At 72.5% G+C, this 25,598-nt stretch carries 26 protein-coding genes; 14 read left to right on the forward strand and 12 right to left on the reverse strand.

The genetic code is table 11. The features are described from left to right. The first annotated feature begins 129 nt into the window (after positions 1–129). Together Ae717Ps2_RS28870 and arsC are read left to right on the forward strand one after the other, a co-directional pair. Positions 130–1,587 (forward strand): catalase, encoded by a 1,458-nt coding sequence (locus tag Ae717Ps2_RS28870; RefSeq protein WP_020623584.1) that lies wholly within the window; start codon positions 130–132, stop codon positions 1,585–1,587. 68 nt (positions 1,588–1,655) lie between these two features. Continuing rightward, on the forward strand, positions 1,656–2,012 hold the full coding sequence (gene arsC, locus Ae717Ps2_RS28875; protein WP_020623583.1) for an arsenate reductase (glutaredoxin): 357 nt from the start codon (positions 1,656–1,658) through the stop codon (positions 2,010–2,012). On the opposite strand, the gene Ae717Ps2_RS28880 is transcribed toward arsC, so the two are convergent. Together Ae717Ps2_RS28880 and Ae717Ps2_RS28885 are read right to left on the reverse strand one after the other, a co-directional pair. Then, positions 2,003–3,025, reverse strand: a complete 1,023-nt coding sequence (locus Ae717Ps2_RS28880) for a Fic family protein (RefSeq protein ID WP_233147707.1) — start codon at positions 3,023–3,025, stop codon at positions 2,003–2,005. The two genes, arsC and Ae717Ps2_RS28880, sit on opposite strands and share 10 nt — an antisense overlap. A 369-nt stretch (positions 3,026–3,394) precedes the next feature. Next, positions 3,395–5,236 carry a prolyl oligopeptidase family serine peptidase gene (locus tag Ae717Ps2_RS28885; protein ID WP_233147708.1) on the reverse strand — a complete coding sequence of 614 codons (1,842 nt, stop codon included), beginning with the start codon at positions 5,234–5,236 and terminating at the stop codon, positions 3,395–3,397. A 75-nt stretch (positions 5,237–5,311) separates the two neighbouring features. On the opposite strand from Ae717Ps2_RS28885, the gene Ae717Ps2_RS28890 reads away from it, so the two are divergent. Continuing rightward, positions 5,312–5,722, forward strand: a complete 411-nt coding sequence (locus Ae717Ps2_RS28890; protein ID WP_020623580.1) for a hypothetical protein — start codon at positions 5,312–5,314, stop codon at positions 5,720–5,722. Between the two features lie 13 nt (positions 5,723–5,735). Here the strand turns inward: Ae717Ps2_RS28890 and Ae717Ps2_RS28895 are convergent, their stop codons facing one another. Beyond that, complete coding sequence (locus Ae717Ps2_RS28895) at positions 5,736–6,326, reverse strand: TetR/AcrR family transcriptional regulator (protein ID WP_020623579.1); 591 nt, start codon at positions 6,324–6,326, stop codon at positions 5,736–5,738. Between the two features lie 159 nt (positions 6,327–6,485). On the opposite strand from Ae717Ps2_RS28895, the gene Ae717Ps2_RS28900 reads away from it, so the two are divergent. Continuing rightward, the gene (locus Ae717Ps2_RS28900) at positions 6,486–7,652 is read left to right on the forward strand and encodes an LLM class flavin-dependent oxidoreductase (protein ID WP_020623578.1); all 1,167 of its coding nucleotides are present in this window, start codon (positions 6,486–6,488) and stop codon (positions 7,650–7,652) included. An 18-nt stretch (positions 7,653–7,670) separates the two neighbouring features. Here Ae717Ps2_RS28900 and Ae717Ps2_RS28905 read toward each other — a convergent pair whose 3' ends face one another. After that, the gene (locus Ae717Ps2_RS28905; protein ID WP_020623577.1) at positions 7,671–8,102 is read right to left on the reverse strand and encodes a DUF1707 domain-containing protein; all 432 of its coding nucleotides are present in this window, start codon (positions 8,100–8,102) and stop codon (positions 7,671–7,673) included. A gap of 48 nt (positions 8,103–8,150) precedes the next feature. On the opposite strand from Ae717Ps2_RS28905, the gene Ae717Ps2_RS28910 reads away from it, so the two are divergent. Beyond that, positions 8,151–8,651, forward strand: a complete 501-nt coding sequence (locus Ae717Ps2_RS28910) for a class I SAM-dependent methyltransferase (RefSeq protein ID WP_075308834.1) — start codon at positions 8,151–8,153, stop codon at positions 8,649–8,651. A gap of 57 nt (positions 8,652–8,708) precedes the next feature. On the opposite strand, the gene Ae717Ps2_RS40100 is transcribed toward Ae717Ps2_RS28910, so the two are convergent. The 3 genes from Ae717Ps2_RS40100 to Ae717Ps2_RS28925 form a co-directional block, all read right to left on the reverse strand. Next, positions 8,709–9,644 (reverse strand): excalibur calcium-binding domain-containing protein, encoded by a 936-nt coding sequence (locus Ae717Ps2_RS40100; RefSeq protein ID WP_175581810.1) that lies wholly within the window; start codon positions 9,642–9,644, stop codon positions 8,709–8,711. Between the two features lie 114 nt (positions 9,645–9,758). After that, the gene (locus Ae717Ps2_RS28920; protein ID WP_075312489.1) at positions 9,759–10,697 is read right to left on the reverse strand and encodes an NADPH:quinone oxidoreductase family protein; all 939 of its coding nucleotides are present in this window, start codon (positions 10,695–10,697) and stop codon (positions 9,759–9,761) included. Positions 10,698–10,778: 81 nt separating this feature from the next. Next, positions 10,779–11,594, reverse strand: coding sequence for an ergot alkaloid biosynthesis protein (locus Ae717Ps2_RS28925; protein ID WP_075334114.1), 816 nt, complete (start codon positions 11,592–11,594; stop codon positions 10,779–10,781). Between the two features lie 207 nt (positions 11,595–11,801). Between Ae717Ps2_RS28925 and Ae717Ps2_RS38550 the strand changes: the two genes are divergently transcribed. The 7 genes from Ae717Ps2_RS38550 (at position 11,802) to lnt (ending at position 20,524) form a co-directional block, all read left to right on the forward strand. Continuing rightward, on the forward strand, positions 11,802–11,942 hold the full coding sequence (locus Ae717Ps2_RS38550) for a hypothetical protein (RefSeq protein WP_020623941.1): 141 nt from the start codon (positions 11,802–11,804) through the stop codon (positions 11,940–11,942). A gap of 85 nt (positions 11,943–12,027) precedes the next feature. Further along, the gene (locus Ae717Ps2_RS28930) at positions 12,028–12,741 is read left to right on the forward strand and encodes a TetR/AcrR family transcriptional regulator (RefSeq protein ID WP_158071559.1); all 714 of its coding nucleotides are present in this window, start codon (positions 12,028–12,030) and stop codon (positions 12,739–12,741) included. Positions 12,742–13,183: 442 nt separating this feature from the next. Next, positions 13,184–14,122 carry a DNA-binding protein WhiA gene (gene whiA, locus Ae717Ps2_RS28935; protein ID WP_158071560.1) on the forward strand — a complete coding sequence of 313 codons (939 nt, stop codon included), beginning with the start codon at positions 13,184–13,186 and terminating at the stop codon, positions 14,120–14,122. A gap of 100 nt (positions 14,123–14,222) precedes the next feature. Next, complete coding sequence (locus Ae717Ps2_RS28940; protein ID WP_043276708.1) at positions 14,223–15,464, forward strand: acetyl-CoA carboxylase biotin carboxylase subunit family protein; 1,242 nt, start codon at positions 14,223–14,225, stop codon at positions 15,462–15,464. Between the two features lie 84 nt (positions 15,465–15,548). Beyond that, positions 15,549–17,543 carry a hypothetical protein gene (locus Ae717Ps2_RS28945; protein WP_233147709.1) on the forward strand — a complete coding sequence of 665 codons (1,995 nt, stop codon included), beginning with the start codon at positions 15,549–15,551 and terminating at the stop codon, positions 17,541–17,543. Between the two features lie 88 nt (positions 17,544–17,631). Continuing rightward, a complete protein-coding gene (gene mptB, locus Ae717Ps2_RS28950) occupies positions 17,632–19,023 on the forward strand; it encodes a polyprenol phosphomannose-dependent alpha 1,6 mannosyltransferase MptB (RefSeq protein ID WP_075308826.1) in 1,392 nt (463 codons plus the stop codon). 4 nt (positions 19,024–19,027) lie between these two features. Continuing rightward, on the forward strand, positions 19,028–20,524 hold the full coding sequence (gene lnt / locus Ae717Ps2_RS28955; RefSeq protein ID WP_143510490.1) for an apolipoprotein N-acyltransferase: 1,497 nt from the start codon (positions 19,028–19,030) through the stop codon (positions 20,522–20,524). Here the strand turns inward: lnt and Ae717Ps2_RS28960 are convergent. The 5 genes from Ae717Ps2_RS28960 to Ae717Ps2_RS28980 all read right to left on the reverse strand — a co-directional run bounded on the left by Ae717Ps2_RS28960 (position 20,499) and on the right by Ae717Ps2_RS28980 (position 23,264). Continuing rightward, positions 20,499–21,077 (reverse strand): GNAT family N-acetyltransferase, encoded by a 579-nt coding sequence (locus Ae717Ps2_RS28960; protein WP_075308824.1) that lies wholly within the window; start codon positions 21,075–21,077, stop codon positions 20,499–20,501. The genes lnt and Ae717Ps2_RS28960 overlap by 26 nt on opposite strands. Positions 21,078–21,086: 9 nt before the next feature. After that, positions 21,087–21,917 (reverse strand): phosphotransferase, encoded by an 831-nt coding sequence (locus tag Ae717Ps2_RS28965; protein WP_075308821.1) that lies wholly within the window; start codon positions 21,915–21,917, stop codon positions 21,087–21,089. A 106-nt stretch (positions 21,918–22,023) separates the two neighbouring features. Next, positions 22,024–22,227, reverse strand: coding sequence for a cold-shock protein (locus Ae717Ps2_RS28970; RefSeq protein WP_020627798.1), 204 nt, complete (start codon positions 22,225–22,227; stop codon positions 22,024–22,026). A gap of 340 nt (positions 22,228–22,567) precedes the next feature. Further along, positions 22,568–22,900 carry a hypothetical protein gene (locus tag Ae717Ps2_RS28975; protein WP_020627797.1) on the reverse strand — a complete coding sequence of 111 codons (333 nt, stop codon included), beginning with the start codon at positions 22,898–22,900 and terminating at the stop codon, positions 22,568–22,570. Between the two features lie 109 nt (positions 22,901–23,009). Next, the gene (locus tag Ae717Ps2_RS28980) at positions 23,010–23,264 is read right to left on the reverse strand and encodes a glyoxalase/bleomycin resistance/extradiol dioxygenase family protein (RefSeq protein ID WP_083695499.1); all 255 of its coding nucleotides are present in this window, start codon (positions 23,262–23,264) and stop codon (positions 23,010–23,012) included. Between Ae717Ps2_RS28980 and Ae717Ps2_RS35545 the strand changes: the two genes are divergently transcribed. Next, on the forward strand, positions 23,263–23,547 hold the full coding sequence (locus tag Ae717Ps2_RS35545) for a TetR/AcrR family transcriptional regulator C-terminal domain-containing protein (RefSeq protein WP_139318853.1): 285 nt from the start codon (positions 23,263–23,265) through the stop codon (positions 23,545–23,547). The two genes, Ae717Ps2_RS28980 and Ae717Ps2_RS35545, sit on opposite strands and share 2 nt — an antisense overlap. A 799-nt stretch (positions 23,548–24,346) precedes the next feature. Further along, positions 24,347–25,597, forward strand: coding sequence for a DNA methyltransferase (locus tag Ae717Ps2_RS40575; protein ID WP_369804885.1), 1,251 nt, complete (start codon positions 24,347–24,349; stop codon positions 25,595–25,597). Position 25,598: the final 1 nt, after the last annotated feature.

Consider the following 25,598-nt stretch of genomic DNA (forward strand, 5'->3'; position numbering starts at 1 on the left):
CACGGGAAGTCAGTGGGTACCGAACACCGCCGACCGCGACGCGGCCGCGCAGCCGCGGGAGCGTCTCGGTCGCACCGGCGGGCCATCACCCGCCCGCCCCACCCACCACGCGTACGAGGAGGCTCGGCCGTGACCACGTCGCACCAGCCCAAGCCCACCACCACGGACTCCGGCAGCCCGGTCGCCAGCGACGAGCACTCGCTGACCATCGGCCCCGACGGCCCGCTCCTGCTCAACGACCACTACCTCATCGAGCAGATGGCGAACTTCAACCGGGAGCGCATCCCGGAGCGTCAGCCCCACGCCAAGGGCGGCGGAGCCTTCGCGAAGTTCGAGACCACCGAGGACGTCTCGCAGTACACCAAGGCCGCGTTCCTGCAGCCCGGCGTCGAGTCCCGGGGGATCATCCGGTTCTCCACCGTCGCGGGTGAGCGTGGCAGCCCTGACACCTGGCGTGACCCGCGCGGGTTCTCGCTCAAGCTGTGGACCACCGAGGGCAACTGGGACATGGTCGGCAACAACACGCCGGTCTTCTTCGTCCGCGACCCGATGAAGTTCCAGCACTTCATCCGCAGCCAGAAGCGGCGCGTGGCGAACAACCTGCGCGACCACGACATGCAGTGGGACTTCTGGACGCTGTCGCCGGAGTCGGCGCACCAGGTCACCTGGCTGATGGGCGACCGGGGCATCCCGAAGTCCTGGCGGCAGATGAACGGCTACTCCAGCCACACCTACAGCTGGATCAACGACGCCGGCGAGATGGTCTGGGTGAAGTACCACTTCAAGTCCGACCAGGGCGTGGAGTGCCTGACCCAGGACGAGGCCGACACCCTCGCGGGCTCGGACCCCGACTACCACCAGGCCGACCTCTACAACGAGATCGAGGCGGGCAACCACCCGTCGTGGACGTTGTACGTGCAGGTCATGCCGTTCGCCGACGCGAAGACCTACCGGTACAACCCGTTCGACCTGACCAAGGTGTGGCCGCACAGCGACTACCCGCTGATCAAGGTCGGGAAGCTGACGCTGGACCAGAACGTCGAGGACTACCACGCCGAGATCGAGCAGGCCGCGTTCGAGCCGAACAACCTGGTGCCGGGCACCGGGCTGTCGCCGGACAAGATGCTGCTCGCCCGCGGGTTCTCCTACGCCGACGCCCACCGCGCCCGGCTCGGGGTCAACTACAAGCAGATCCCGGTCAACGCGCCGCGCAGCGAGGTGAACAACTACCAGAAGGACGGCGCGATGCGGATCACGAACACCCGTGACCCGATCTACGCGCCGAACTCCTACGGCGGCCCGGCGGCCGACCCGAAGCGGGTCTCGGAGGCTCTCTGGTACGCCGACGGCGACATGGTCCGCAGCGCGTACACGCTGCGCGAGTCCGACGACGACTGGGGCCAGGCGGGGATCATGGTCCGCGAGGTCTTCGACGACGCCGCCCGCGAACGGTTCGTCGGCAACGTCGCCGGGCACCTGCTCGACGGCGTGTCCGAGCCGGTCCTGCAGCGTGCCTTCGAGTACTGGCGCAACGTCGACAAGAACATCGGCGACCGGATCGAGCAGGCCGTCCGCAACGGCGGCTGACCGCTCCGCGCACCGACCGACGGCCCCGGGGACACCCCCGGGGCCGTCGTGCGTCCTAGGCTCGGGCCGTGGAGATCTGGCACAACCCGCGCTGCTCGAAGAGCCGCGCCGCCCTCGCGTTGCTGACCGAGCACGGTGCGGAGCCGACGGTGCGCCGCTACCTCGACGACCCGCCGAGCCGCGCCGAGCTCGAACGGGCGCTGGCCGCGCTGGGCACCGAGGACCCGCTCGCGATCACCCGCACCGGTGAGCCCGCGTTCCGCGAGCAGGGCCTCGCCGGGGCCGACCGGGACACCCTGCTCGACGCGCTGGCCGCCGAGCCGAAGCTGATCGAGCGGCCCGTGGTGATCGACGGCGACCGGGCCGTCGTGGGCAGGCCGCCGGAGAACGTGCTGGGCCTGCTCGGCGGGCGGCGTCAGCGCTGAGGTGCCGCGGGGACAGGGCGGTCAGGAGCCGACCGGCGGGTGTCCCAACGGGTGCTGGCGAGCCGTCGCTCGGCGAAGGTGAGCAGGTCGAACACGTCCTGCGCGAAGTAGCCCCGTGTCCCACGATCCAGTGCCCTGCGGGTGAGGATGCCGGCATCTGTCAACTCGTCGAGCGCTTTGTGCGCGGCCGGAGCGGAGACGCCGAGCAGACGGCAGAGCGTCGCAGCGGTCACGAGCGGGGCCTCTGGCAGGAGATCCAGGAGTCGTGCGACGGCGGACCCCGCTCGTGGGACGTCACGTATCCCACGCGTGGTTCGCAGGGCGGAGAGACGCGCGGACCAGTCGTCCCGCAGCTCCACGAGGTCTGCGCTGAAACGCTCGACCTGGTCGACGGCAGTCGCCGCCGCTTCGACGAATGTGGACAACCACGCTGCGGTGCCCTCCCAGGCTTCGGCCGAGTCCGCCGGACCCGTGTACCGGTACGCGGTCAACCCGTTGACATAGGCGTCCGAGTGGGTGAGCAACACCAGGCTGATCGGGAGGATGGCGGTGGGGGTGAGGCCGCGGCGCGTGAGGACGGTGTGGATCAGCGCGCGGCCGACGCGTCCGTTGCCGTCGGTGTACGGGTGGATCGTCTCGAACTGCGCATGCACCAGCGCGGCCTGCACCAGCGGGGCGTGGACGCCGCCCGTCGCGAAAGCGACCAGATCCTCCATCAGAGGATGTACCTGTTCCGGGGGAGGCGGCACGAAGTCGGCCCCGAGCGGATTCCACCCCCCGCCGCCGATCCAGTTCTGCACGGTGCGCAGACCGTGGTGGTCCTCGGGCAGCAGCGCCCGGTGCAGACCGTTGACGGCGTCGACCGTCACCGCGGCGCCTTCGGTCAGATCGGTCGCGGCGGCTCGCAGGACGGCGATGTTGTTCGCCACGAACCGAGCGCTCGCGCTGACCTTGCCCTGACCTACCCGTTCCGACTCCGCCAACTCGGCGATGGCCACCCGTTGCGCGGACACGTGCATCCCCTCGATACGGGACGACGCGATGGCCTCGGACCGTAGGAGGAAGCGGGCGAGACTCTCCAGTCCCCTGCCGCCGGGGCCGGTTGCCAGTCCTCGTACCGCGGACTCCACCGCCGCGGCTCTGTGGCCGAGCACGCCTCCGAGGGAGAGCGGTCGCCCGTCGAGGGGATCAGGGACGTACGCGGTGTAGCGTCCCCCGCGTCGGGCTTCCCGGGTGGTCGCATCCCAACTGGGTTCCCAGAACCTTCCGACGAGCTCTGCCATTCGGTCACGTACCTCGTAAAGTTGTCCGGCACAGCCCAGTAGTGAACTTTGAGGGGTCAAAGTTAACCACAACGGCGGGCGGGTGAAGGAAAGCCCGGATCAGCTCGCCAGCGCTCGCCGCACGAAGTCGACCTCGGTCGCGATCAGGTCCAGCTGGTCGGACACCACCAACGAGCCGTGTCCGGCGTCGAACCGGCTGACCTCGTAGGGCACGTCCCCGCGCGCGGCCAGCGCGTCCAGGTAGTTGTCGATCTGACGGATCGGGCAGCGCGGGTCGTTCTCCCCGGCCAGCACCAGGACCGGCACCCGGACCTCGTCGACGTAGGTCAGCGGCGAGGCCTCCCGGTAGAGGTCGGGCAGCTCGTCGGGGGAGCCGCCGAACAACGCCCGGTCGAACGCGCGCAGCTGCTCCATCTCGTCGGCGTAGGCGGCGGCGTAGTCGGCCACCGGCACCCCGGCGACGGCCGCGGCCCATCGCTGCGGCTGCGTGCCCGCCGCGAGCAGCGACAGGTATCCGCCCCAGGACCAGCCGTCGACGACGCAGCGGGCCGGGTCGACGGTGCCGTCGGCGACCAGCGCGTCCTGCACCGCGGCGACGTCGGCCAGCTCGGTCAGCCCGGGGCGGCCCTCGATCGCGTCGCGCCACGCCGAGCCGTAGCCGGTGGAGCCGCGGTAGTTGACCTCGACGACGGTGAACCCGGCCTCGACCCAGGTGGCCCGACCGGCGTCGAAACGGTCCTCGTCGGCGGCGTGCGGGCCGCCGTGCAGCACGAACACCGCGGGCGCCGGGCCGTCGTCGGTGCGCGGCGCCTCGGCGACGAGGCTGTGCACGGCGCCGCCGGGGCCCTCGGTCCACACGTCGCGCACGGCGACCGAGCCGGGCGGGCGCTCCCCGGGCGGGGCGACCAGGACGTCGTCGGTGCCGTCCGGGCGCAGCGCCCGGATCTGCGACGGGGTGGCCGCCGACGACGCGGAGTACTCCACGGTGCCGTCGTCGCGGACCTCGGCGGACCCGACGCAGCCGGGCGCGGTCGGAAGCGCGGTCAGCTCGCCGGAGTCCAGGGCGTAGCGGAACAGCCGGGTCCTGGCGGCGTGGGTGTGCGCGACGAGCAGTGCCGAGGCGTCCGGGACGAAGCCGCCGACGAGCTCGCCGGGCAGGTCGATCGCGAGCTCGGTGACCTCGCCGGTGGTCGGGTCCCAGACCAGCAGCTCGTCGCGGCCGCGGCGTTCGTGGCCGACGAGCAGCCGCTGGTCCCCGGCGACGGGGGAGAACTCCAGCGCGGCGAGGCCGCGGCCGGGCCCGTCGTGCAGTTCGGCGACGGTGTCACCGGTGGCGACGTCGAGCACCCGCAGCGACGGGTGGCGGGAGTCGCCGTGCTCGGAGTGGGAGATGGCGAGCAGCGTCTCGTCCTCCGACAGCGCGCCGACGCCGGCGTCCTCGGTGTGCCGGTAGATCTCGCGCGCGTCGGTGCCGGAGCCGCGCTCGTGCACCGACAGGACGGTGCCGTCGTCGGTGGACACCCCGACCGCGGTGACGCGGCGGCCGATCTCCAGGCCCGCCGGGTAGCCGTCGCCGACACCGGGGACGGCGGGCACGGTGTCGGTGCCGGGGCCGGAGGCCCACGGCTGGGCGACCCAGTGGCCGAACTCGTCGCCGTCGGTGTCGGCGAACCACCAGATCTGTCCGCCGTCCGGCGGCAGCACGGCCGAGGTGGTGCCGTTGCGCCGGTCGGTGACCTGGCGGTGCTCCCCGGAGTCGCGGTCCCACGCGTGGATCTCGAAGGTGCCGGTCGCGTTGGAGACGTAGACCGAGCGTGCCGGCGCGTCGCGGGCCCAGCCGGGGCGCGACATGCGGACCGCGGTGAACCGGGACCGCCAGCGCTGCTCGCGCTCGTCGTCGAAGAGCGTCGGGGGAACGGGGGCGATCGGGTGCTGGCTCACGACCCGATCGTGCCGAATGCCACGAACGGGTGCACCGGGCGGGGTCTGCGGCCGCGCATCCGGCAGCATGGAGGCATGCGGAGACCGGCCCGGCTGCTGCTCGCCGGGATGCTCGTGCTCCCCCTGGCCGCCGCGGGCTGCGGTGCCGTCGGACCGACGACGGGCACCGTCGCGGCCGGGCCGACCGTCACCGCGTCCGCCGACTCCCACGGCCTGACCCCGGTCCGCTTCGACCACTGGGAGGCACGGCCGGTGACCGCGGTCCCGACCGTGCGGGTGAGACGGGGTACGACGGTGGTGCTCACCGTCGGCAGCGACGTCGCGCGCCGGGTGCTGGTCCCGGAGCAGGGCCGCGCCGTCGACGTCAGCGCCGGGGGCACCGTCACCCTGCGCTTCCTCGCGCTGGGGACGTTCACCGTGCGGGTGGCCGAGCCCGGTGCGGTCCGTGGCGGGACGATCATCGGCCGGGTCGAGCCCTGGCACTGACCCGCCGGGGGGATCAGGCGAAGGCGTCGGCCCGGTCCGCGATGGCGCGCAGCCCCTCGGCGATGTCCACACCGGACGGCGCGGTGTCGGGGTCGACCATCCACTGGACCATGAGCCCGGTGAGCAGCGCCTGGTAGACGGAGCCGAGCACGTGCACGCGGCGGTCCGCGGCGGCCGGGTCGTCGGGCAGCGTGTGGAAGGTGAGGGCCAGGCCCTCGCGGATCTCCCGCTGGGCCTCGGCGAGCTTCGCGCGCAGCTCGGGCAGCCGCTCGGCGTGGGCGAGCGCCTCGACGTGGGTGGCCCACAGCCTTCGCTGGGTGGAGAACAGGCCGACCACCCGGCTCCAGGTCTCCTCGACCCGTCGCTGCGGGTCGGTGGGCCCGCCGGCGGGCTCGGCGAGCGCCCGGTCGAGCTCCTCGCCCCAGGCCGTCGTCGCCCGCAGCAGGGCCTCGGTGAGCAGGGCGTCCTTGGAGCCGAAGTGGTACCCGATGGAGGCCAGGTTCGTCCCGGACGCGGCCACCACGTCCCGTGCGGTCGTGCGGCCGAACCCCTTCTCGTAGAGGCACTGCGCGGCCCCGTCCAGAAGCTCCTCGCGGTGTCCCATGATCGCGGAACCTATCGGGTCGTCACGGACGTCCGTACACCGGCCGTTCACCCGGTCTGCCACCCTCGTGCAACGCTTGCGTGACGCCCGTCACGGCAGGTAAGGACTGTCGTGACGGTGTCCTCGACGGAGTGGGCGCCGGAGCGACGAGGAGTCACCGTGAGCAGACTGCGATTCGGCACCTTCCTGGCCCCGTTCCACCAGCCCGGGCAGAACCCCACACTCGCGTTGCAGCGCGATCTCGAGCTGGTGGAGCACCTCGACCGGCTCGGCTACGACGAGGCCTGGATCGGGGAGCACCACTCCGCGGGCTCGGAGATCATCGCGTCGCCCGAGATCTTCATCGCGGCCGCCGCGGAGCGGACCCGGCACATCCGGCTGGGCACCGGCGTCACCTCGATCGCCTACCACAACCCGTTGTGGGTGGCCGACCGCATGGTGCTGCTCGACCACCTCACCCGCGGGCGGGCGATGCTCGGCTGCGGCCCCGGCTCGCTGCCGACCGACTCGGCCATGATCGGCCTGAACCCCACCGACACGCGCGAGCTGCTCGAGGTGAACCTCGACATCATCATGCGGCTGCTGCGCGGGGAGACCGTCACCGCCCGGACCCGCACCCACACCCTCGTCGACGCCCAGCTGCAGCTGGCGCCCTACTCCGACCCGTGCTTCGACATCACGGTCGCCGCGGTGGCCTCGCCGACCGGGCCGCGGATGGCCGGGCAGCACGGGGTCGGGCTGCTGTCGATCGGCGCCACCCTCACCCAGGACGGCTTCGACGCGCTCGCCCACCACTGGGGTGTCGTCGAGGAGCGCGCTGCCCACCACGGGCAGCCGACACCGGACCGCAGCAAGTGGCGGCTGGTCGGGCTGATGCACGTCGCCGAGACCCGGGAGCAGGCCTACCGCGAGGTCGAGTACGGCATCGAGCACTGGTTCCGGTACTTCCAGAAGGTCGCGGCGTTCCCGCAGATGGCGGTGGCGGGCGGTGACGTCAAGGAGATGATCGACTTCATCAACGACGCCGGGATCGGCGCGATCGGCACCGTCGAGGACGCGAAGGCCCAGGTGCGCAAGCTCGTCGACCAGTCGGGAGGGTTCGGCGCGTTCCTGCTGCTCGGCCACGAGTGGGCCGACCCGACCGCGACGAAGCGCTCCTACGAGCTGATCGCCCAGCACGTCATGCCCGAGTTCCAGGGGCAGGCCGCGGGCACCCTGGCCGCGAAGGACCGGGCCAGCTCCACGCGGGAGAAGCACGCACAGAGCCAGCTCGACGCCGTCGACACCATGACCAAGCGCTACGAGCAGGAGCGGTCGGGCGGCTGAGCCGTCCCGGCGCGGCGGTCAGGCACCGCTGCGCCGGGCACGGCCCGCACCGGCCACCCACAGGGTCAGCAGCACCGCCCCGGTCGGCGCCGAGAAGATCAGGAACCACAGGGGGCTGAGGTCGGTGAGCAGCGCCAGCACCGTGGTCCCGGCCGCGGCCGCGGCGGTGATGCACAGCCAGATGATCGACAGGACCTTCATGGCGATGCCGCCGGGGCTCGCGGCGAACACCAGGCCGTCGCGACGGCCGGGGTTCCGCTCGGCGGGCAGGTCCCGGGTCACCCGGCCCAGGTCGCCCCGGGTGCGCATCCGCCAGACCTCGGTCAGGCGCTCGTCGTACTCGGCGAGGTCGAGGTAGCCCTCGGCGTGGGCGGCACGCAGCCGGTCGGCGACGGCCTGGCGTTCGGCGTCGGAGATACGGATCTGCTCGGGGCCCACCACCTCGTCCACCTCCTCGATGATGCCCGTCCGCGGCCGGTCCGTGCCAGCATGACCGCTGTGGCGGCGAGGGTGGTCCCGGCTCGGGCGCGGTTCGCGGCCGCCGTCGTCGTCGCGCGGCCCGGCACCCGGGTGCTGGAGGTGGGCTGCGGACCGGGCGCGGTGGCGTCGTTGGTCTGCCCCGCGCTCGACCCGGGCGCGGGTGGCGCGATGGTCGCGGTGGACCGCTCGGCCGTCGCCGTCGCGCGGACCGCCGAGCGCTGCGCGGCGTTCGTCGACGACGGCGTCCTCACCGTCGTGCGGTCCGATCTGGCCGGGCTGCGGCTCGCGGCCGATTCCGTGGACGTCGCGTTCACGCTGAACGTCAACCTGTTCTGGACCCGCGACCCCGGCCCCGAGCTGGCGGTGCTGCGTGGGGTGCTCGCACCGGGCGGGGTGCTGCACGTGCTCTACGAGGGCGCCCCACCGGCCGCGGTCACCGCTGGGCTGGAGCGGCACGGCTGGGAGGTGTCCGTCGTGTCGGGTGCGGGCGGGGCGGGCGTCTCGGCGCGGCCGGGCTGACAGACGGGTGCCCGGCGGGACCTCGTCACCGCCGGGCACCGTGTCGTGGACCCAGCCTCACTCGCAGGCGATGCCGTCGTCGTCCCGGTCCAGCGCCGAGCGGTAGCCCGGGGCACCGCGGTACAGAGGGGCCGCACCGGCGTTGCGGGCCGCGGTGCAGTTGGCGTAGTAGGCCGACCCACCGCCGGACGAGGGGGCCGGCGCAGCGGGTGCCGGTGCCGCCGGGGCGGCCGGGCGCGGGGCCGGTGCGGCCGGGCGCGGCGCCTGCGGGGCGGGGCGCGGTGCGGCGACGGCCGTGTGCGGGGCGGGCGGGGTCGCGACGAGCGGCCGTGCCGGCGCGGGCACGTACGGACGGTCGACGTCGGTTGCCACCGGCGCGTCGGTCGCCGCCGCGGCGGGGGCCACCGGCACGGCCGGTGCCGCGGCCTCGGTCAGCGTGACCGCGGCGGCGCGGTCGTACGTCGTCGATCCCACCGGGTCCTGCGCGGTGACCGTGCCCGCGGCGACCCCGGCGGCCGCCGGGGAGGGCGGGCCGAGCACGACGTGGGTGAAGCCGGCCTGCGCCAGGACCTCGCGGGCCCGGGCATCGGTCATGCCGACGACGTCCGGCACCGCGACCGGGGCGGGGGCGGCTGCGGGGACGGGGGCGGCCGGTGCCGCCGCCGGCAGCGCCGGCTGCGGTGCGTTCGCGGCACCGATGACGCCGATGGTGGTCGTCAGCAGACAGAGCACGCTGCCCGCCACGCCCAGGGCGAGCCCGGCGCCGCTGCGCCCCGCCGTCGTGGTCGCGCCGGTGCGGAACCGGCGCCGACCGGCCTGCGAGAGCGCCCATGCCGGCACCGTCACGAGCAGACCCAGGAACGGGACCCACCCGGCCACCAGCCCCACGATCCCCAGCCAGAAACCGGCGGTCGCCGGGGTGTTCCCCCGTCGCACGACGGGGATCGGCTGCGTCGCCGGCTCCACGGCGGGCCAGGACTGGGTGGCGGTCATGGGAGGTCCTCTCACGGTGGTCCTACCGGAGCTGCCCGCTCCGACGAACGACCTATCGAGAGGTGTGACGTGGCCATTACCGCCCGTCATCAGGGTTGATGACGGCGCCTGCGGTCAGGGCGTGAGCACCAGCTTCCCGACCGCGGAGCGCTCGGCGTAGGCGCGGGTCGCGGTCGCCGCGTCGTCCAGCGACAGGGTCCGCGGGCGGGCCGGGTGCAGCTCCCCGGAGCCGATCCGGCGCAGCACGTCCTCCGCCAGGTCCCGCGAGGCGGCCGGGTCGGTGCGCGACCAGTCGCCCCAGTCCACGCCGACGACGGTCCGGTTCCGCAGCAGCACGAGGTTGGCGGGCAGCTTCGGGATCGTGCCGGAGGTGAAACCCAGCACGCAGAACCGGCCGCCGGCGGCGAGCGCCCGCAGCGCGGCCTCCGCGGCGTCGCCGCCGACCGGGTCGATCACGACGTCCGCACCTCCGCCGGTGTGCCCGCGGATCGTGTCCTTGAGCGAGTCGTAGCCGACGGCGACCTCCGCCCCGGCCTCGAGCGCGGCCGCACGCTTGTCCGGGGTGGACGCGACGGCGAGCACCCGGGCCCCCGCGGCGCGGGCGTGGTCCACCGCGGCCTGCCCGATCCCGCCGCTCGCCCCGAGCACGACGACCCACTCACCCGGCCGGACGGTGACCCGGTCCCGGAAGGCGAAGGCGATCGTCCCGTGGCTCTCCAGCGAGCTGGCCGCGACGCCCGCGTCGACCTCGTCGGGTACCGGGACCAGGAGGCCCTCCGGGACGACGGCGTGGCTGGCGAACCCGCCGAAGCCCGTGAGCAGGGCGGCGACCCGCCTGCCGTCCGGGGTCGTCCCGGCGATCGCGCTGCCGGGTGTGAACGGCAACGGCGGCCGCAGCTGGTAGTCGCCGCGGGCGATCAGCCCGTCGACGAAGCTGACCGCGGCGGCCTCGACGGCGACGAGCACCTCGCCCGGACCCGGCTCGGGGGTCGGTTCCTCCACCAGCTCGAACCGCTCCGGATCGGCGAACTCCCGGCAGACCACCCGTCGCACCACGCCTCCTCGCGTCGTCCACTGCGTCCGTGGGTGAGCCTCGCACGCGGTGCCCGGCGATGATCGTCGGTGTGGCCGTGGTCATGACCGCGCCGGGTGGGCCTCCCGCAGGACGTCCCGCACGCTGCGCGGGTCGCGCCCGGTGATCCGGCGCACCGCGTCGCTCGTGCGGGCCTGGGACCCGGTGGCGATGAGCCCGTCGAGCCCGGCGAGCACGGCGGCGTAGTCGGCGGGCATCCCGTCGGCGACGAGCCGGGCGGTCATCTCGGACACGGTCACCGGCCGGTGCCGGGCCGGCCGTCCGGTGACCTCGGTCCAGACCGCGCACACGTCGTCGTAGGACAGGGCCGCGGGCCCGGTGACCACCACGTCCGGTTCGGGTGGTGCCGGGGCGAGCAGCAGCGCGGAGGCGACGGCGGCGATGTCCCCGGCGTCGACGAACGGGATCCGGCCGTTCCCGGTGGCGGTGACCAGCTCACCGGCGCGCAGCCCGCGTGCGGTGAGGTGGTCACCGAGCAGGTTCTGGGTGAACCACGACGGACGCAGCACCGACGGCTCCGGGACCGTGTCCAGGACGAGGTCCTGCACCGCGCCCAACCCGGGCGTGCCGCGCTCGACGGCGGCCGCGCTCAGCAGCACCACCCGGCGCAGACCGCGCCGGACCGCCCGCTCCAGGACGGGGGCGAGAACGGGGGCCGGGTCGGGAGTGGCGAGCGGCGGGAGCAGGTACAGGCTCTCGGCACCCTCGAACGCGGAGTCGTGGGTCGCCGGGTCCAGCCAGTCGAACCGAGGGGACGTGGACCGGGCGGCCCGGCGGACGTCGGCCCCGGCGGCCTCCAGCAGGTCGGCGACGCGGCGCCCGGTGGTGCCGGTGGCCCCGGTGACCAGGACGGTCATCGGGCGGCCTCCGCCAGTCCGGTGCGGCCGAACACCTGCTGGACCTCCAGCGGGCTCCAGCGGTCGAGGTGTCCGGTGATGCCTTCCGGGCCGACGGTCACGACCGCAACCTAGCGCAGCGTGTACTCCGCGCGGGGAGCCGGGCGCCGCGAACGGGAAGGTCATCGTGCCGTCGGGTGCCCAGGGCGCGGCGAAGCCCGCCATGTCGTGAGCCAGGATCCGGTCCAGGGCCGCGTCCACGGCAGCGTGCCCGTCTGGCGCGTGGCGGTGCACGGCGGTCCGATCGACGACACGGGCGCGACCGCCCTCGCCGAAATCGTCACCCGGGGGATGACCGCGCCGCGCTGAGCCGGCCGGGTGGTCTTCGTGATCCACTGTCGCGCGGGTCCGGCCCTACTCCCGCCGGGCGCGTCGAGGGAGGAGCATGGTGGGCGTGTCGTCCGACCGCACGGAGCCCGGGTCCGAGGACGACCTCCGGTCCGACGGTCGCAGTACGCGCTGGGACGCACACCGCGCGCGCCGTCGCGAACAGGTGGTCGACGCGGCGCTGGTCGTGCTGGGCCGTGACGGGGAGGACTTCGGCCTGGACCAGGTGGCGCACGAGGCCGGGGTGACCAAGCCGGTGATCTACCGGCACTTCGGTGACCGGGCCGCGCTGCTCGACGCGATGGCCGAGCGGGCGACCGACCGCCTGATGGAACGGCTCATGCCCGCCCTGTACCGGGAGAGCGCGGTCCGGACGCGGATCCACGACTCGGTCGACGCGGCCATGGGCTTCTTCGACGACTCACCGGGTGTCGACCTGCTGTTCCGTCGCCGACTGCCCGGCCAGCGGGGCGAGGTCGTCGACGCCGGCCGGGAGTTCATCGCCTCCGCACTGACCGGCCTGCTCGGGGCCTATGCCGAGATGCTCGACGTCGACGAGTCCGGCCTGGTCCAGGTGTGGTCGCAGTCGGTGGTCGGCGCGGTGCAGGCGACCGCGGAGTGGTGGCTGCGCGGCCGGGCGACCGGGGACACGCTGGATCGCGCCGTCGTCACCGACCACCTGACGGACCTGATCTGGGTGCAGATCGAGGGGATGGCCCGACGGCGGGGGCTCACTCTGGGGCCCGAATCTTTACACCCAACGAGAGCCGAGCCGAAATAGGCGTTACTCCGCGTATAGAGTACCGTCGCGAGCCGGTCGCCCCGGCAGGTCTCGGACCCTCGTGGCGGCCACCGGATGTATCTGTGCACGGGCCCCGCCGGCGGGGAACTCCGGGCGCGCAGTCGTGCGGAGGTGGAGCCATGTCCGAGGGGGCGAACGGCGGGGGTCGGCCGGGTCCGGTACCGGTCGACGATCTGGCGCCCGGTGGGCCGCGGGCGAAGGCCCGGGGCTGTTTGTGCTCGGTTCTCGCGAACGCGGCGTTCCGGGCGGGGAGCGAGAGCAGGCCCTGCATCGATCCACGCTGCCCGATGCACGCCGACACGTCCGAGGACTGATCCCGCCACGGTGGGGCGCTCCGGCGCCCCGCCCTACCCGGCAGGGCGGGGTTCGCCTCGGGGGATGTGTTCCCCGCCCTGCCACTTCCCCTCCGCAGGAGACGATCGTGTTCGACCTGGAGCGCGTGACCGCCGAGCTGCAGCGTGAGCTGGGCGCGGTCCGCGAGGAGCGCCCCGGTGTCCGCCATGCCGGGCTCGTCACCCAGCTGCGCCTGGCGGGGGAGGTCGGCGTCCGCGACGGCACGACGACGATCCGCGCCGAGTTCGACTCCCCGGCGCCCGCACTGCGGATGCGCTCCGAGCTCGGGGCGCTGCACGGCCGGGGCGGCCTGCGGGCCGAGGTCGTGACCGGCGGCGGGGGGACCCTGCGCTACCAGGTGCGGGTCACGGCGCCCGGGACCGATCTGGCCCGGGCGACGGGGCTGGTCGACCGGACCGGACGGCCGGTGCTCGGGCTGCCACCGGCCGTCGTCGCGGCGGGGCCCGCCGTGGCCGCCGGGGTCTGGCGTGGGGCGCTGATCGCGCGGGGCCGCGTCGCGAGGCCGGCCGGGCGGGTCCGGCTGGTCGTCAGCTGCCCGGGCCCGGCCGTCGTGCTCGCGCTGGTCGGCGCGGCGCGTGGCCTGGGGGTGCTGGCCGCGCCGCAGGAGACGGTGAGCGAGCACCGGGTCGTCGTGCGGGACCCGGAGAGTGCCGAGGCCCTGCTGCGCAGCGTCGGGGCGCCGGGTGTGGCCGAGGTGCTGAGCCGGGTCCCGGTCACCCCGCGGGGTACGACCGGCACGGACGGGTCGCTGCAGACGGTGAACGCCCGTCGGGCCGCGACGGCGGCCGCCGCGACGACCGAGCGGGTCCGGGTGGCGCTGCGCGTGCTCGGTGACGACGTCGCCCCCCATCTGCGGGAGACCGCGCTGCTGCGCCTGGAGTCCCCGTCGCTGTCCCTGGCGGAGCTCGGTCGTCTCGCCGACCCGCCGCTGACCAAGGACACCGTCGCCGGGCGGCTGCGCAGGTTGGTCCGGCTGTCCGGCGTCGACGGATCCGACGAGGACTGAGCCCCGCCCGCCACGATCCGCCGTTGCGGCGTGCTCGGGGTACGGTGTGGACTCAAGCATTCGCCGCCTAAATTCGTCGAAATCGGGAGGTTGCTTTTCCATGCCTCGGTCCGACTCAGTCGCCAAGAATCCAGAAAAGGGATACGTCGCTCTTCTCGGGTGGAGTCTCAACGCGGTGGAGGCGATCGACCGCTTCGACCGCCGATACGTCGTCGTGGCCCCGGACTGGGCGGAGGAGTATTGCAAGGAGCACGAGATCCCGTACGTCCCGTGGAATTTCGAGCGGCTGAACGACCGTTCGATGGAGATCGCGGAGACCTTGCAGGAGATGGGCGTCGACGTCGCCATCCCGCTGTTCGAGGAAACCGTGGAATGGGCCGGCGCGATCAATTCGGTGCTGCTCGACAACCCGCGGCTGTTCGGGCAGGCGATGCTGCTCCGGGACAAGGCGTTGATGAAGCGGCGCGCGCAGCTCGGCGGGATCCGGGTGGGCATCTTCGAGGAGGCCCACGACCGTGACGACATCGTCCGCTTCCTCAAGCGCGTCAACCAGACCCTGCTGAAGCTCGACGGCGACCCGAACGACCCGATCCACATCAAGGCGTTCGACAAGGCGGGGTGCCTCGGGCACCGCGTGGTGCGCACCTACGAGGACATCGACAACATCCCGGACGAGGAGTTCCCGCTCCTGATGGAGTCCCACCTCGACGGGTGGGAGTTCGCCGTCGAGGCGTGGGTGCACAAGGGGAAGATCAAGTTCCTCAACATCTCCGAGTACGTCACCCTCGGCTACTCGGTGTTCGTGCCGGCGACCCCGGAGCTGGAGAAGTACCGGCCCGCGATCACCGCCCAGATCGAGAAGCTGATCAAGACCTTCGACATCGAGTTCGGCTTCGTCCACCCGGAGTACTTCGTCACCTCCGACGGCGAGATGTACTTCGGCGAGGTCGCGTACCGGCCGCCGGGCTTCAAGGTCTTCGAGCTGCTCGAGCGCTCCTACGGCTTCAACGCCTACCAGGGCCTCGTGCTGGCGTTCGACCCGAAGACCACCGAGGAGGAGATCGACGCCTTCTTCCCGAAGGAGGTCGAGGGTGCCTCCGGCGTGGCCGGCTGCTTCGGGGTCTACCCGCGCCGCCGCGTCGTCAGCAGCCTGCAGATCCCCGAGGAGACCGAGGACGACGACTACTACGAGTCGCACGACCTCACGTCGCCGGTCGAGGAGACGGTGACGAAGAGGACCGCGTTCGGCACACACTGGGGTCTGCTGTACTTCTTCGGGGACGACCCCTACCGGATGCGGGATCTGTTGAAGAAGCAGGAAGAACTCGACTTCTACGTCTGAGGGCGGGTACCCCGCCCACGGCCGTGGAGCCCGAACGAGGGAAGCCGTGTGAAACCGACCGTCGACGTCGCGAGTGGGACCTCCGTGCTGGACAGGCGCCTGGTCTCGCTCGACGACGCCACCCGCGACCTTGCCCGGACCACGGACTTCGGCAAGACGACGAAGATCCGCAGGGTTCTGGAGCAGCTCCGTCGCGTGCTGCTGCAGGAGGGTGGCCCCGCCGCCGTGCAGGCCCGTGCCCGGCAGCTGGAGGAGGCCGGCGTGTTCGCCGGCACCGACTGGGCCCAGCCCGACATCCTCGTCCCGGCGTTCGTCGGGGCGGGGCTGCACAGCGGCGTCGCCGACACGGTGGTGATGGAGGCGACCAGCGAGCTGCGGATGCTCGCGGTCGCCCTGGGGGAGTACGACCACCCCGCGATCTCGGCCGACGAGGCCCGCCAGTTCCTGTCCCAGGTGCTGGCGATGAACCTGGAGCTGCTGTTCACCCCGCCGACCGAGGCGGAGCGGGTCCACGAGGGCCGGACGGCCCAGATGATCCGCGACCTGTTCCGCCACATCGCCGAGGGCATCGGCTACGACAGCATCCTCGACAAGCTGGTCGCCGAGATCTGGCGGATCCTGCGCCAACGTCCGATCCAGGTCGACCAGGTGACGTCGCTGATCACCCGGCTGTCGGTGTGGCGCGGCGACCCCAGCGTCGACCTGTCCTCCGGGCAGGGCCTCGATCGGCTCATCACCGCGCTGTTCGGGACCACCGAGGCGAGTCGCGAGGACCCGGGCATCGACGTCTTCCGCTCGCGTCTGGAGGCGATGGACACCGGCGGCCTGCAGTACGAGGCGGCCGGGTTCGCCCGGGCCATGCACGACACCGGGCTCGTGTCGCCGTACCACGCGGAGCTGCTGCAGTTCCTGCGGCACGAGAGCGACTACCTGCTCGCCGAGGCGCTCGGCCTGTCCGACACCGGCAAGAACTGCCTGCTGCGCTTCCGCGACCTGGTCCACCGGCTGATCGAGGAGGCCGTCACCCCGCACACCGCGCAGTGCATCTACGGTCTGGCGTTGCTGCTCGACCGCGGGATCCTCTACGAGCCGCCGGTCGTGCCCGGGCTGTGGCGCCAGATCGCGCTCGAGATCGGCCCGGCCGCCCGGGAACGCCTGGTCGCCGCGTTCGGCGAGCAGCCCGAGCCCGAGGTACGGCTGCTGGCCGGCGTGCTGTCGATGCTGGGCCAGCCGCTCGGCGTCGGGCAGGGTGACAACCCCACCTGCCAGTCCGCGCGCGCCCTGTCGATGTGGGCCTACAACGACCCGGACTACCTGCTCCAGATGGTCGTCTGGGCGGCCCGCGACGACGAGATCGTCATGCACTTCGAGGGACAGCGGATCTCGTCGCAGGAGATCGGGGCCGGGGTCGCGGAGAAGCTGCCGATCGACCTCGACCCGGTGTCGCTGGTCGTCGTCCCGCACCTGGACCGGATCTACGCCGAGATGGGCCGTCGCTGCGCGGACCGGCCCGGGGACCCGCACCGCTGGGTCAACCCGGAGTTCCACGGCTGGTGGGCGGCCCGCGGCTTCCACATCAACGTCGACGTCGAAACCGGCAACCTCATCGACCTCGACGCCTTCCTGCGCCAGTTCCACGCCGGCTACCACCCCGCCTACAACGGAGGGCAGCCGCTGATCCACCCGCAGCCCGCCGGGATCGCGGTGACCGACAGCGCCGCCCGCTACGTCGGCTGGCACGCCATCGCGATCCTGCGGGTCGCGCCGGACCCCAGCGACGTGATGCGGGTGTACTTCTACAACCCGAACAACGACAGCGGACAGGACTGGGGCGACGGCGTGGTCGTCTCGACCGCGGGCAACGGGGAACGCTTCGGCGAGGCGTCGCTGCCGTTCGACCAGTTCGCATCGCGGCTCTACATCTTCCACGGCGACCCGCTGGAGCTCGGCGAGCCCGGCCGGGTGCCCGCCGAGGTCATCGACACGATCGTCGGCTACATCGAACGCAGCTGGGGTGTCGACCGGCTCCCCGCCGGCGCGCTCCAGGCCTCCGACGGCCCGGCGGCCCCGACCGTCTGACCGGGCCGTGGGGGAGGAACGCCGCCAGGACCCGCCTGCGCCCGGTACCGCCGGAGGGGCTCCGCCTGCGCCTGGCGTCGTCGGTGCGGTGCCGCCTGCGCCCGGCGCCGTCGCCGGGGTGCCGACGGTGCTCGGCGCGGCCGGAGCGGTGCTGCTGACCGGCGGTGCCTGGGCGGTGGTGCTCCGGCCCGAGGCGGCGCTCGCGCTCGGCGCCGCGGTGGCCGGGATGGGTCTGGTCGTCGTGGCGTGGCTGCTGCTGGTGCGCGCACCGGTGGCCCCCGCCCACGCGGTGCGTGCGCTGCTCGCCTGGGCCGCGCCGCTGCTCGTCGCGCCGCCGCTGTTCTCCCGCGACGTGTACAGCTACCTCGCCCAGGGGATGGTTGCGCTCGGCGGGGCCGACCCGCACCGGACCGGCCCGGCGGCCGGGCTGCCCGCCGGGTCGCCGGTCCTCGCGCGGGTCGACGGCTACTGGCGGGAGACGCCGTCGCCCTACGGGCCGGTGACCGACCTGTGGCAGAAGGCGGTCGCCGCCGTCGCCGGGGACGGGGCGGTCGCCGGGGTGGCGGCGTACCGGATGCTCGCCGTCGTCGCGGTGGCGGGGATCGCGTGGGCCGTGGTGCGCCTGGCCCGCGTGCACGGGGTCCCGCCCGGGACGGCACTGGCGTGGGGCGTCGCGAACCCGCTGGTCCTCTGGCACGTCGTCGGCGGGATGCACAACGACGGGCCGATGCTCGCGCTGCTGCTCCTGGGGCTCGCCGTCGGGCTGCGCGGGCCGCGGACGTCGCTCGTCGCCGGCACCGCGCTCGTCGCGCTGGGGGCGCTGGTGAAGGTCCCCGCGGCGGCCGGGCTCGTGGTCCTGGCGGTCGCCGCGACCCGGTCCGCGTCCGGCCGCGCCCACCGGTGGGCCGCGGTCGCACTGGTCGCGGGGGTCTCCGTGGCGGTCGCGCTCGTGGTGTCGTCCGTCGAGGTCGGCGCGGGGAGCTGGCTCGCCGCGGTCTCCGCACCCGGGCAGCTGTTCAGCTGGATGGCGCCGACCAACTGGGCCGCGGCGCTCGCGGGCGTGCTCGGCGCGGACCCGGCCGCGGCGCTGACGGTGGCGCGGACCGTCGGGACGGTGCTCGCCGCGGTGCTCGCGGCCGGGGTGCTCGTGGCGCAGGCCCGCGGCCGGACCACCGCGACGACGGCGCTCGGCCTGGTGCTCGGCGCCGTCGTCGTGCTCGGGCCGGTGCTGCACCCGTGGTACCTGCTGTGGGCCCTGACCCCGCTGGCCTGCGTGCCGCACCGCCCGCGGCCGCGGGCGGTGCTGACCGGAGTCGTGGCGGTGTCCGCGGTGCTGGTGCCGCCGCTCGCGGGGGACTTCTCCAGTCGGCCGGGGCAGCTCGCGGCCGCCTACGCGGGCGCGCTGCTCGTCGTCGGCGTGGTGGTGGCGGTGCTCGTCCGGACCCGCGCGCGGGCCCGCGCCGCGACCGGATCATGCTGACCCCGTGGTGAAGGCACTCGCGCCGCGGATCGCGGCGGTCGTCGTCGGCGGGGTGCTGCTGCACCTGGCGTTCCCGCCGCGCACCGTGTGGTGGACCGCGATCGTGGCGTTCGCGCTGCTCTGGTGGGCCCTGTCCGGGGTCCGGGTACGCCGTGCCGCGTGGCTGGGTGCGGTGTTCGGGTTCGCGTTCTACCTGGCGCACCTGATGTGGATCCAGGACTTCCTGGGCCGCGACTACGGGCCGTTCCCGTGGGTCGGGCTGTCGCTGGTGATGGCGGGGTTCCCGGCGCTCGGCGGCGCGCTCGTCGCCCTCGCCGCCCGGCTGCCCGCCGCACCGGTGTGGGGTGCGCTCGCGTTCGCCGCGCAGGAGTGGCTGCAGAGCAGGTTCCCGCTGAACGGTTTCCCCTGGGGCCGGGTCGCGTTCGGGCAGGTCGAGGGACCGTTCCTGCCGCTGGCCGCGATCGGTGGGGCCCCACTGGTGTCGGTCGCGGTGGTCGCGGCCGGATTCTGCGTGGCGGCGTTCCTGCAGCGCCCGCGCCGGGTCGTCGGCCTCGTCCCGGTCGTTGTGATCGTGCTCGTGCTGCTCGCGGTGCCGACCCCGCCCGTCGACGCCCAGGACGGCACCCGCACCGTCGCGGTCGTGCAGGGCAACGCGCCCGACATCGGGCTCGGTCTCTTCTCGGCCGGTCGGACCCTGCGCGCGAACAGCCTCGCCGAGACCTCCGTGCTGGCCGACCGGGTCCGGTCCGGCGCGGTCGCGCGGCCGGACCTCGTCGTGTGGCCCGAGAGCTCGCTGTCGACCGACGGCGTCGACCCGGCGGTCGACCGGGCCGTCGACGCGCTCGGCGTGCCGTTCCTGATCGGCGCCAACTACGAGGCGGGTGCGACCGACACCGAGAACGCGGTGGTCGTCTGGAACCCGGGGACGGGAGCGGGGGAGCGCTACGCGAAGCAGGAGCTCGTGCCGTTCGGCGAGCGCATCCCGCTGCGGGCGGTCACGCAGTACCTGACCCCGTTCGTCGCGCTGGCCGACTTCACCCCGGGTACGGCGCCCGGGGTCCTGCCCGTCGCGGGCACCCGGGTGGCGACGGCGATCTGCTACGAGACCGCCTACGACCACGTGCTGCGCGACGGCGTCGCCGACGGTGGTTCGCTGCTGGTGATCCCGACCAACAACGCCTGGTACGGGCGGGGCGAGATGACCTGGCAGCACCTCGCTATGTCGCGGCTGCGGGCCGTCGAGCACGGCCGGGCCGCGGTCGTCGCGGCGCTGTCCGGGGCGAGCGCGGTGATCCGGCCGGACGGCTCCGTCGTCGCCAGGACCGGGCTCTACACCGCCGACACCCTGGTCGAGCAGGTGCCGCTGCGCACCGAGCTGACGTTCGCGACCCGCTGGGGTGCCTGGTTCGAGCACGGTCTGGCGCTCGCCGGGCTGCTCGCCGCCGCGGCCGGGTACCTGCTGCGCCGCCGGGAGCTCAGCCGGACGTCGACCGGCGCATGACCACCCGCGGGAACCCGCCGGACACCCCGGTGGTCTCCGCGGCGACCGTGAACCCGCCCGCCTCGAACAACGCGCGGGTGCCGACATAGGCCATCGTCAGGTCGACCCGGGCTCCCCGGTTGTCCACCGGGTAGCCCTCGACGGCCGGTGCGCCCTGGTCGCGGGCGTACCCGACGGCGCCGGCGAGCAGGGCGTGCGCGATGCCGCGGCCCCGGTGGCCGGCACGGACCCGGAAGCACCACACCGACCAGACCGGGAGGTCGTCGACGCGCGGGATGGTGCGGGAGCGGGCGAACGGCAGCTCCGCGCGCGGGGCCACGGCGGCCCAGCCGACCGGTTCGCCGTCGTCGTGGGCGACGACGCCGGGCGCGACCACGCGGGTCGTCAGCTCCCGGACGTACTCGCCCCGGGCCCGGCCGGTCAGGGCACGGTTCCGCGCCGCGGGCAGCCGGTGCGAGAGGCACCAGCAGACCGACGCGTCGGGGGAGCGCTTCGGGCCCAGCAGGGTCGCGAGGTCGTCGAAGGAGGTGGCCGGAGCGACGACGAGGGGCACCGCGCCACGCTAGTCCGGGAACGCCTCGGCGAGCATCCGGTGTCCATGGGCCTCGAACGGCTCGTCGCCGACCTGCAGGGCCCAGGTCGCGGTGCCGACGGCCTCGGCGACCCATTCGCGGCGCCACGGGCCGGGCTCGCGCGGGTCGCCGCCGTAGCCTTCGTGGTGGGCAGCCTCCAGCGCCGGGTCCCACCGGAACTGGCGGGACGCCAGGCGGACGAGGTCGGTGAGCGGTGGGCGCAGTGCCGCCCGGCCCAGGTCGATCATCGAGACCGCCCCGTCGTGCACCAACCAGTTGCGCGGATGCCAGTCACCGTGGGTGGGAACGAGCCGGGCCGCCGGGACCGGCCAGCCGCTCACCTCCGCCCGCAGCCGCGCGAGGATCCCGGGTGCGATGCGGTGCGGACGCCCGAGCCTGGTCAGGACGGTGTCGCGCAACTGGGCGCCGTAGCCGTCGTCGTCGACGGCTACGCGGTCGTGCAGCAGTGCCAGCAGCTCCCCGGCCCCGCGGTAGGTCGACGGCTCGTGCTCGGCGGGTGTGTCCTGCACCAGGGCCCCGGGCAGGTAGCGGGTGACCAGCAGCTTCGCGTCGGCATCGGCCCGGTGGAGCTCCGGCGCACGACCGCGGGCGACGAGCGGGGCCAGCCACTCGCGGTGGGCGCGGATCTCCCGGGCGATGTGGGCGTCGGCGTCGTCGCCGGCCTTCACGACGAGGTCGACGCCGTCGTGGCGAACCCGCAGCACCGTGGTCCCGACCAGGCCCCAGCCGAGGTCGGCCACGACCTCGTGCCCGGGCAGCCAGGATCCGAGCAACGAGGCCTGACGGGCGGACAGCGGCACGGCACGACGCTAGCCGCCCGGAACACGCCGATGGCGGCACCCCCAGTGGGGATGCCGCCATCGGACGGAGGAACTACTGCCCGGCGCTACTGCCGGGCGGGGTGTCTCAGCGAGGGGACACCGAGGAGGCCTGCGGGCCCTTGGCGCCCTGCGTGACCTCGTAGGACACGGCCTGGTTCTCCTGCAGCTCCTTGAAGCCGCTGCCCTCGATCGCCGAGTAGTGGACGAACACGTCAGCGCCGCCGTCCTCGGGAGCGATGAAGCCGAAGCCCTTCTCGGCGTTGAACCACTTCACGGTTCCGTTGGTCATGGTGACTCCTTGTCATGCAGCTTTCGGACGGAACAACCACGTCGTGCGGCTGCCCGGGTCAGAGGAATTCCCAGACGGCAGCCAGCTTCAGCTACACCAAAGACAGCGGATCCGCCCGCATCATCATTCTGCGGACGCCTGTGAAACACGAAACTCAGAACTACGGTGACCGAGAGGAACGCTACCGCAGCACGCCGTGTGGGCCAAACACCCGTTCCTCCCGGCGGGCCCGGAGGCGACGATCCCGGGTCCGTGACCTGCTGATCATGGTGCCGATCGTGACCCTCGTCACTGACGGTCGTCGCCCCGGGGGCCGGGGCGACGACCCGTCGTCGGGGGATCAGGCGTCGGTGGCGGCCCGCTGCCGCACCGCGATGGGTGCGCCGGCGAGGTCCTCCTCGTTGCAGAGCAGCTTGAGCTCGTAGTACGCGGCCTCCGAGGCCTCGTTGTAGTCGAGGTGGATGGCGATCACGTCCACCGGCTCGCCCAGCCAGGTCTGGGTCTCGCGCAGCCACTGCGCGGCACGTTCCAGTGCGGTCGGGAGGTCGTTGTCGCGGAACTGGACCGGGCGGAACGGTACGTCCTGGATCCCGTCGAGCTGGTGTGCCGGGCGGGGGAGGCCACCGGCCAGTCCCGCGTCGTCCAGTTCGAGCGCTACCGGGTTCTCACTCATTCCTCCAGGATCCCGCATCACGCCCTGTCGTCGCACCCCACCACCCCGGCGGGTCGCCCGTGCCCCGGTGGTTCCGACCACGGGCCGTCGAGCAGCCGGTGGCGGTCCGCTACCGGGGAGCGGTCGCCCCGTTCCAGTCGACGAGCTGGACGACGACGCCGTTGGGGTCGCGGACCTGGAAGGCTCGCTCGCCCCACTCCTCGGTGGTCAGCGGCATGGTGATGGCGACCCCCTCCTCGACGAGGCGTGTCAGCTCGCCCTCCAGGTCGTCGACGGTGAACGCGAGGATCTGCCCGGCCGCGTGGAGGCCGCGCTGGTCGTCCGGGAGCGTCTCCAGGCCGCGTCGCAGGAAGATCACGTTCATGCCCACGTCGTCGCGGGTGAGCGAGGCGAACCCGTCCGCCGCCGCTCTCGCCGAGCAGGAGGCCCGCGAGGCGGCCCTGGCATCGTCGCTGACCGACGAGCAGTGGTGGGCGGTCAACGCGCCGCTGCTGGACCGCGTGCTGGACCCGGAGGTCTACCCGCTGGCGGTCCGGGTCGGCAGCGCGGTGGGCGCGGCCCACGGGAGCGCCTGGGATCCGGATCGCGCGTGGGAGTTCGGCCTCGCGCGGACCCTGGACGGGCTCGCGGGGCTCGTCGGGGAGTAGTCCACCGGAACACGACGAAGGCCCAGATCCGCTGGATCTGGGCCTTCATGTGGTCGGGGTGACAGGATTTGAACCTGCGACCTCTTCGTCCCGAAGCAACTGGGGCGGCGGCTCGATGAGCTTCAACGCCCAGGTCAGCACGGCTCCTCCGTCCGTGGACGTCCGCTGGAGGGTTCCTCAGTTGGGGGCCGTTGTCAGGCAGTTGGTCAAGCAGCTCCACCATCAGGTGCACCCCGAATCCACGGAGAGACGATCCACTTCTTCCAGTGATGTATGCCCTTCGTCATTGCCCCTCGTGCGCTGCACGGACTCGCTGCGGCATCTGCCACCGGCAACAGTCCATCGTTGGCTTCTGCCGTCGAACTCTGGAGTAACCCGGAGCTGGGGGCTACTCCTTCGCTCTTCCTGAGTGCCATCCCGTCGACCTGTCGCCAGACCGACCGTGCGGGCACCCGTGGGCGGCCCTCGACGCAACCGCACTCGACGTGCCACGGCTCCGCCCACGGGTGTCCGTGCGGTACGCCCACCGGGAGGTTGACGGGATGGCACGGCGCCACCATCCCGGAGATCCGCCTGCCCGGCGAGGGCAATAGGTCAGCGATCCTAAGTGTTCGACGCCTTCGCGCCGGTCGCCACCTGGGAGCAAAGCTGCCTCTATGGGATGAACCCACCTTCTCATGATCTTGCTTGGTAGTCTAGAATTAGCTTGACTTATGTCCATAGCACTCGGGGTGGCGCTGCAATTGATGCCGAATCGAACCAATCGGCAAGCTGTCGAAATGATGACGCCGAAGTGAGTATGCACGGGTCATCGATCCCCTTATTCGATGCAAGCCGTACTAGTACCTCAAACTCTGTTTCACCGAAGCGGCCCGCTGTTGATGAGGCGGGGGGCGTAAACATTTTTCCGTATTACGCTGGGTTCTCCTTCGCGTGGGCAAAGAATGAGATCCTCCGCACTCCGGCCAGCGAAGCGTCGGTTGTTCTCGATCCGTGGAACGGCAGCGGCACAACGACCTTAGCGGCCGCGTCGCTCGGTATTCAGTCGATCGGGATCGATCTGAATCCAGCAGCGAACGTTGTCGCAGAAGCACGATTCGCGGCAGCATCCCGACCAATTCCAGAATTGGAGAAGCTGGGGGCTGATGCACCTTGGGGAAGCTCAGTTAGGAGCCTTGGGGCCTGGTTCGCGGAAGAATCATCAATTAGACTATCGCAATGGACTCGCCGCGCCGCGAGTGCAGAACCTGACGTTCGCGCACTAATACTGGTTGCGATCTTCCGAACGATCCGTGACTTGACCAAGACCTTTGAGGGCAGCAATCCGACCTGGGTTAGGCGGGCTCGGAGCGTCGACGACCTTATCAATCCAGGATCGGTTGCGATCGACACTGCGGTGCACGCAGCCTATCGTTCCATCGTCGACTCAGCGCTAGGGCGAAGCTTGTGCAATGCGCCAAAACCGCATATCGTCGATGGTTCGGCGGGCCGCCTTCCGATCCGAAGCGGTGCGATCGATCGCATCATCACCTCGCCTCCTTACCTCACTCGGATCGACTATGGAGTGGCATACTCAAGAGAATTGGCCGCTTTGGGAGTTGACCTCACTATCAACCGCCACATTAGAGCCGAGCTGATGGGGACCACGCTAATTCGACCCAATCGGAGCGGGTCAGCGCTGCGGCCCGACTCAGTAGCCGCAAAAACACTAGAGGCCGTTAGGTCGCACCCCAGCAAGGACTCCGCCGGATACTATCGGAAACAGTTCGAGCAGTATCTGACCGATCTGCGCTCTGGTATTACTGAGCTCTCAAGGGTCGCCTCCAAAGGTGCATCCATGACCGTAGTAGTGCAAGACTCCTACTACAAGGACGTCGAGGTTCGACTCGCCGATATATTTGTCGAGGAGGCCGAGGTAGAGGGCTGGACTCTTTCGTCTCAGCCGGAGCGATTCAACGTTAGCCGTCTACTGACGACCATGAATACCCCGGCACGCGCATATGAGAAGGGCGCGGTCTCAGAGTCAGTCCTACGATTCGCAAGGAGCTAAG

This window comes from Pseudonocardia sp. Ae717_Ps2, assembly GCF_001932475.1.
Taxonomy (GTDB): Bacteria; Actinomycetota; Actinomycetes; order Mycobacteriales; family Pseudonocardiaceae; genus Pseudonocardia.

What these genes read in the sequence shown, in the direction of transcription:
- Ae717Ps2_RS28890 (WP_020623580.1), top strand. Translation starts at nt 5,312, where the DNA reads ATGCGGAGACCGGCCCGGCTGCTGCTCGCCGGGATGCTCGTGCTCCCC.
- Ae717Ps2_RS28895 (WP_020623579.1), bottom strand. Translation starts at nt 6,326, where the DNA reads ATGGGACACCGCGAGGAGCTTCTGGACGGGGCCGCGCAGTGCCTCTAC.
- Ae717Ps2_RS40100 (WP_175581810.1), bottom strand. Translation starts at nt 9,644, where the DNA reads ATGACCGCCACCCAGTCCTGGCCCGCCGTGGAGCCGGCGACGCAGCCG.
- Ae717Ps2_RS28925 (WP_075334114.1), bottom strand. Translation starts at nt 11,594, where the DNA reads ATGACCGTCCTGGTCACCGGGGCCACCGGCACCACCGGGCGCCGCGTC.
- Ae717Ps2_RS28940 (WP_043276708.1), top strand. Translation starts at nt 14,223, where the DNA reads ATGCCTCGGTCCGACTCAGTCGCCAAGAATCCAGAAAAGGGATACGTC.
- Ae717Ps2_RS28970 (WP_020627798.1), bottom strand. Translation starts at nt 22,227, where the DNA reads ATGACCAACGGAACCGTGAAGTGGTTCAACGCCGAGAAGGGCTTCGGC.
- Ae717Ps2_RS28975 (WP_020627797.1), bottom strand. Translation starts at nt 22,900, where the DNA reads ATGAGTGAGAACCCGGTAGCGCTCGAACTGGACGACGCGGGACTGGCC.
- Ae717Ps2_RS35545 (WP_139318853.1), top strand. Translation starts at nt 23,263, where the DNA reads ATGCCCACGTCGTCGCGGGTGAGCGAGGCGAACCCGTCCGCCGCCGCT.
- Ae717Ps2_RS28980 (WP_083695499.1), bottom strand. Translation starts at nt 23,264, where the DNA reads ATGAACGTGATCTTCCTGCGACGCGGCCTGGAGACGCTCCCGGACGAC.
- Ae717Ps2_RS40575 (WP_369804885.1), top strand. Translation starts at nt 24,347, where the DNA reads ATGCACGGGTCATCGATCCCCTTATTCGATGCAAGCCGTACTAGTACC.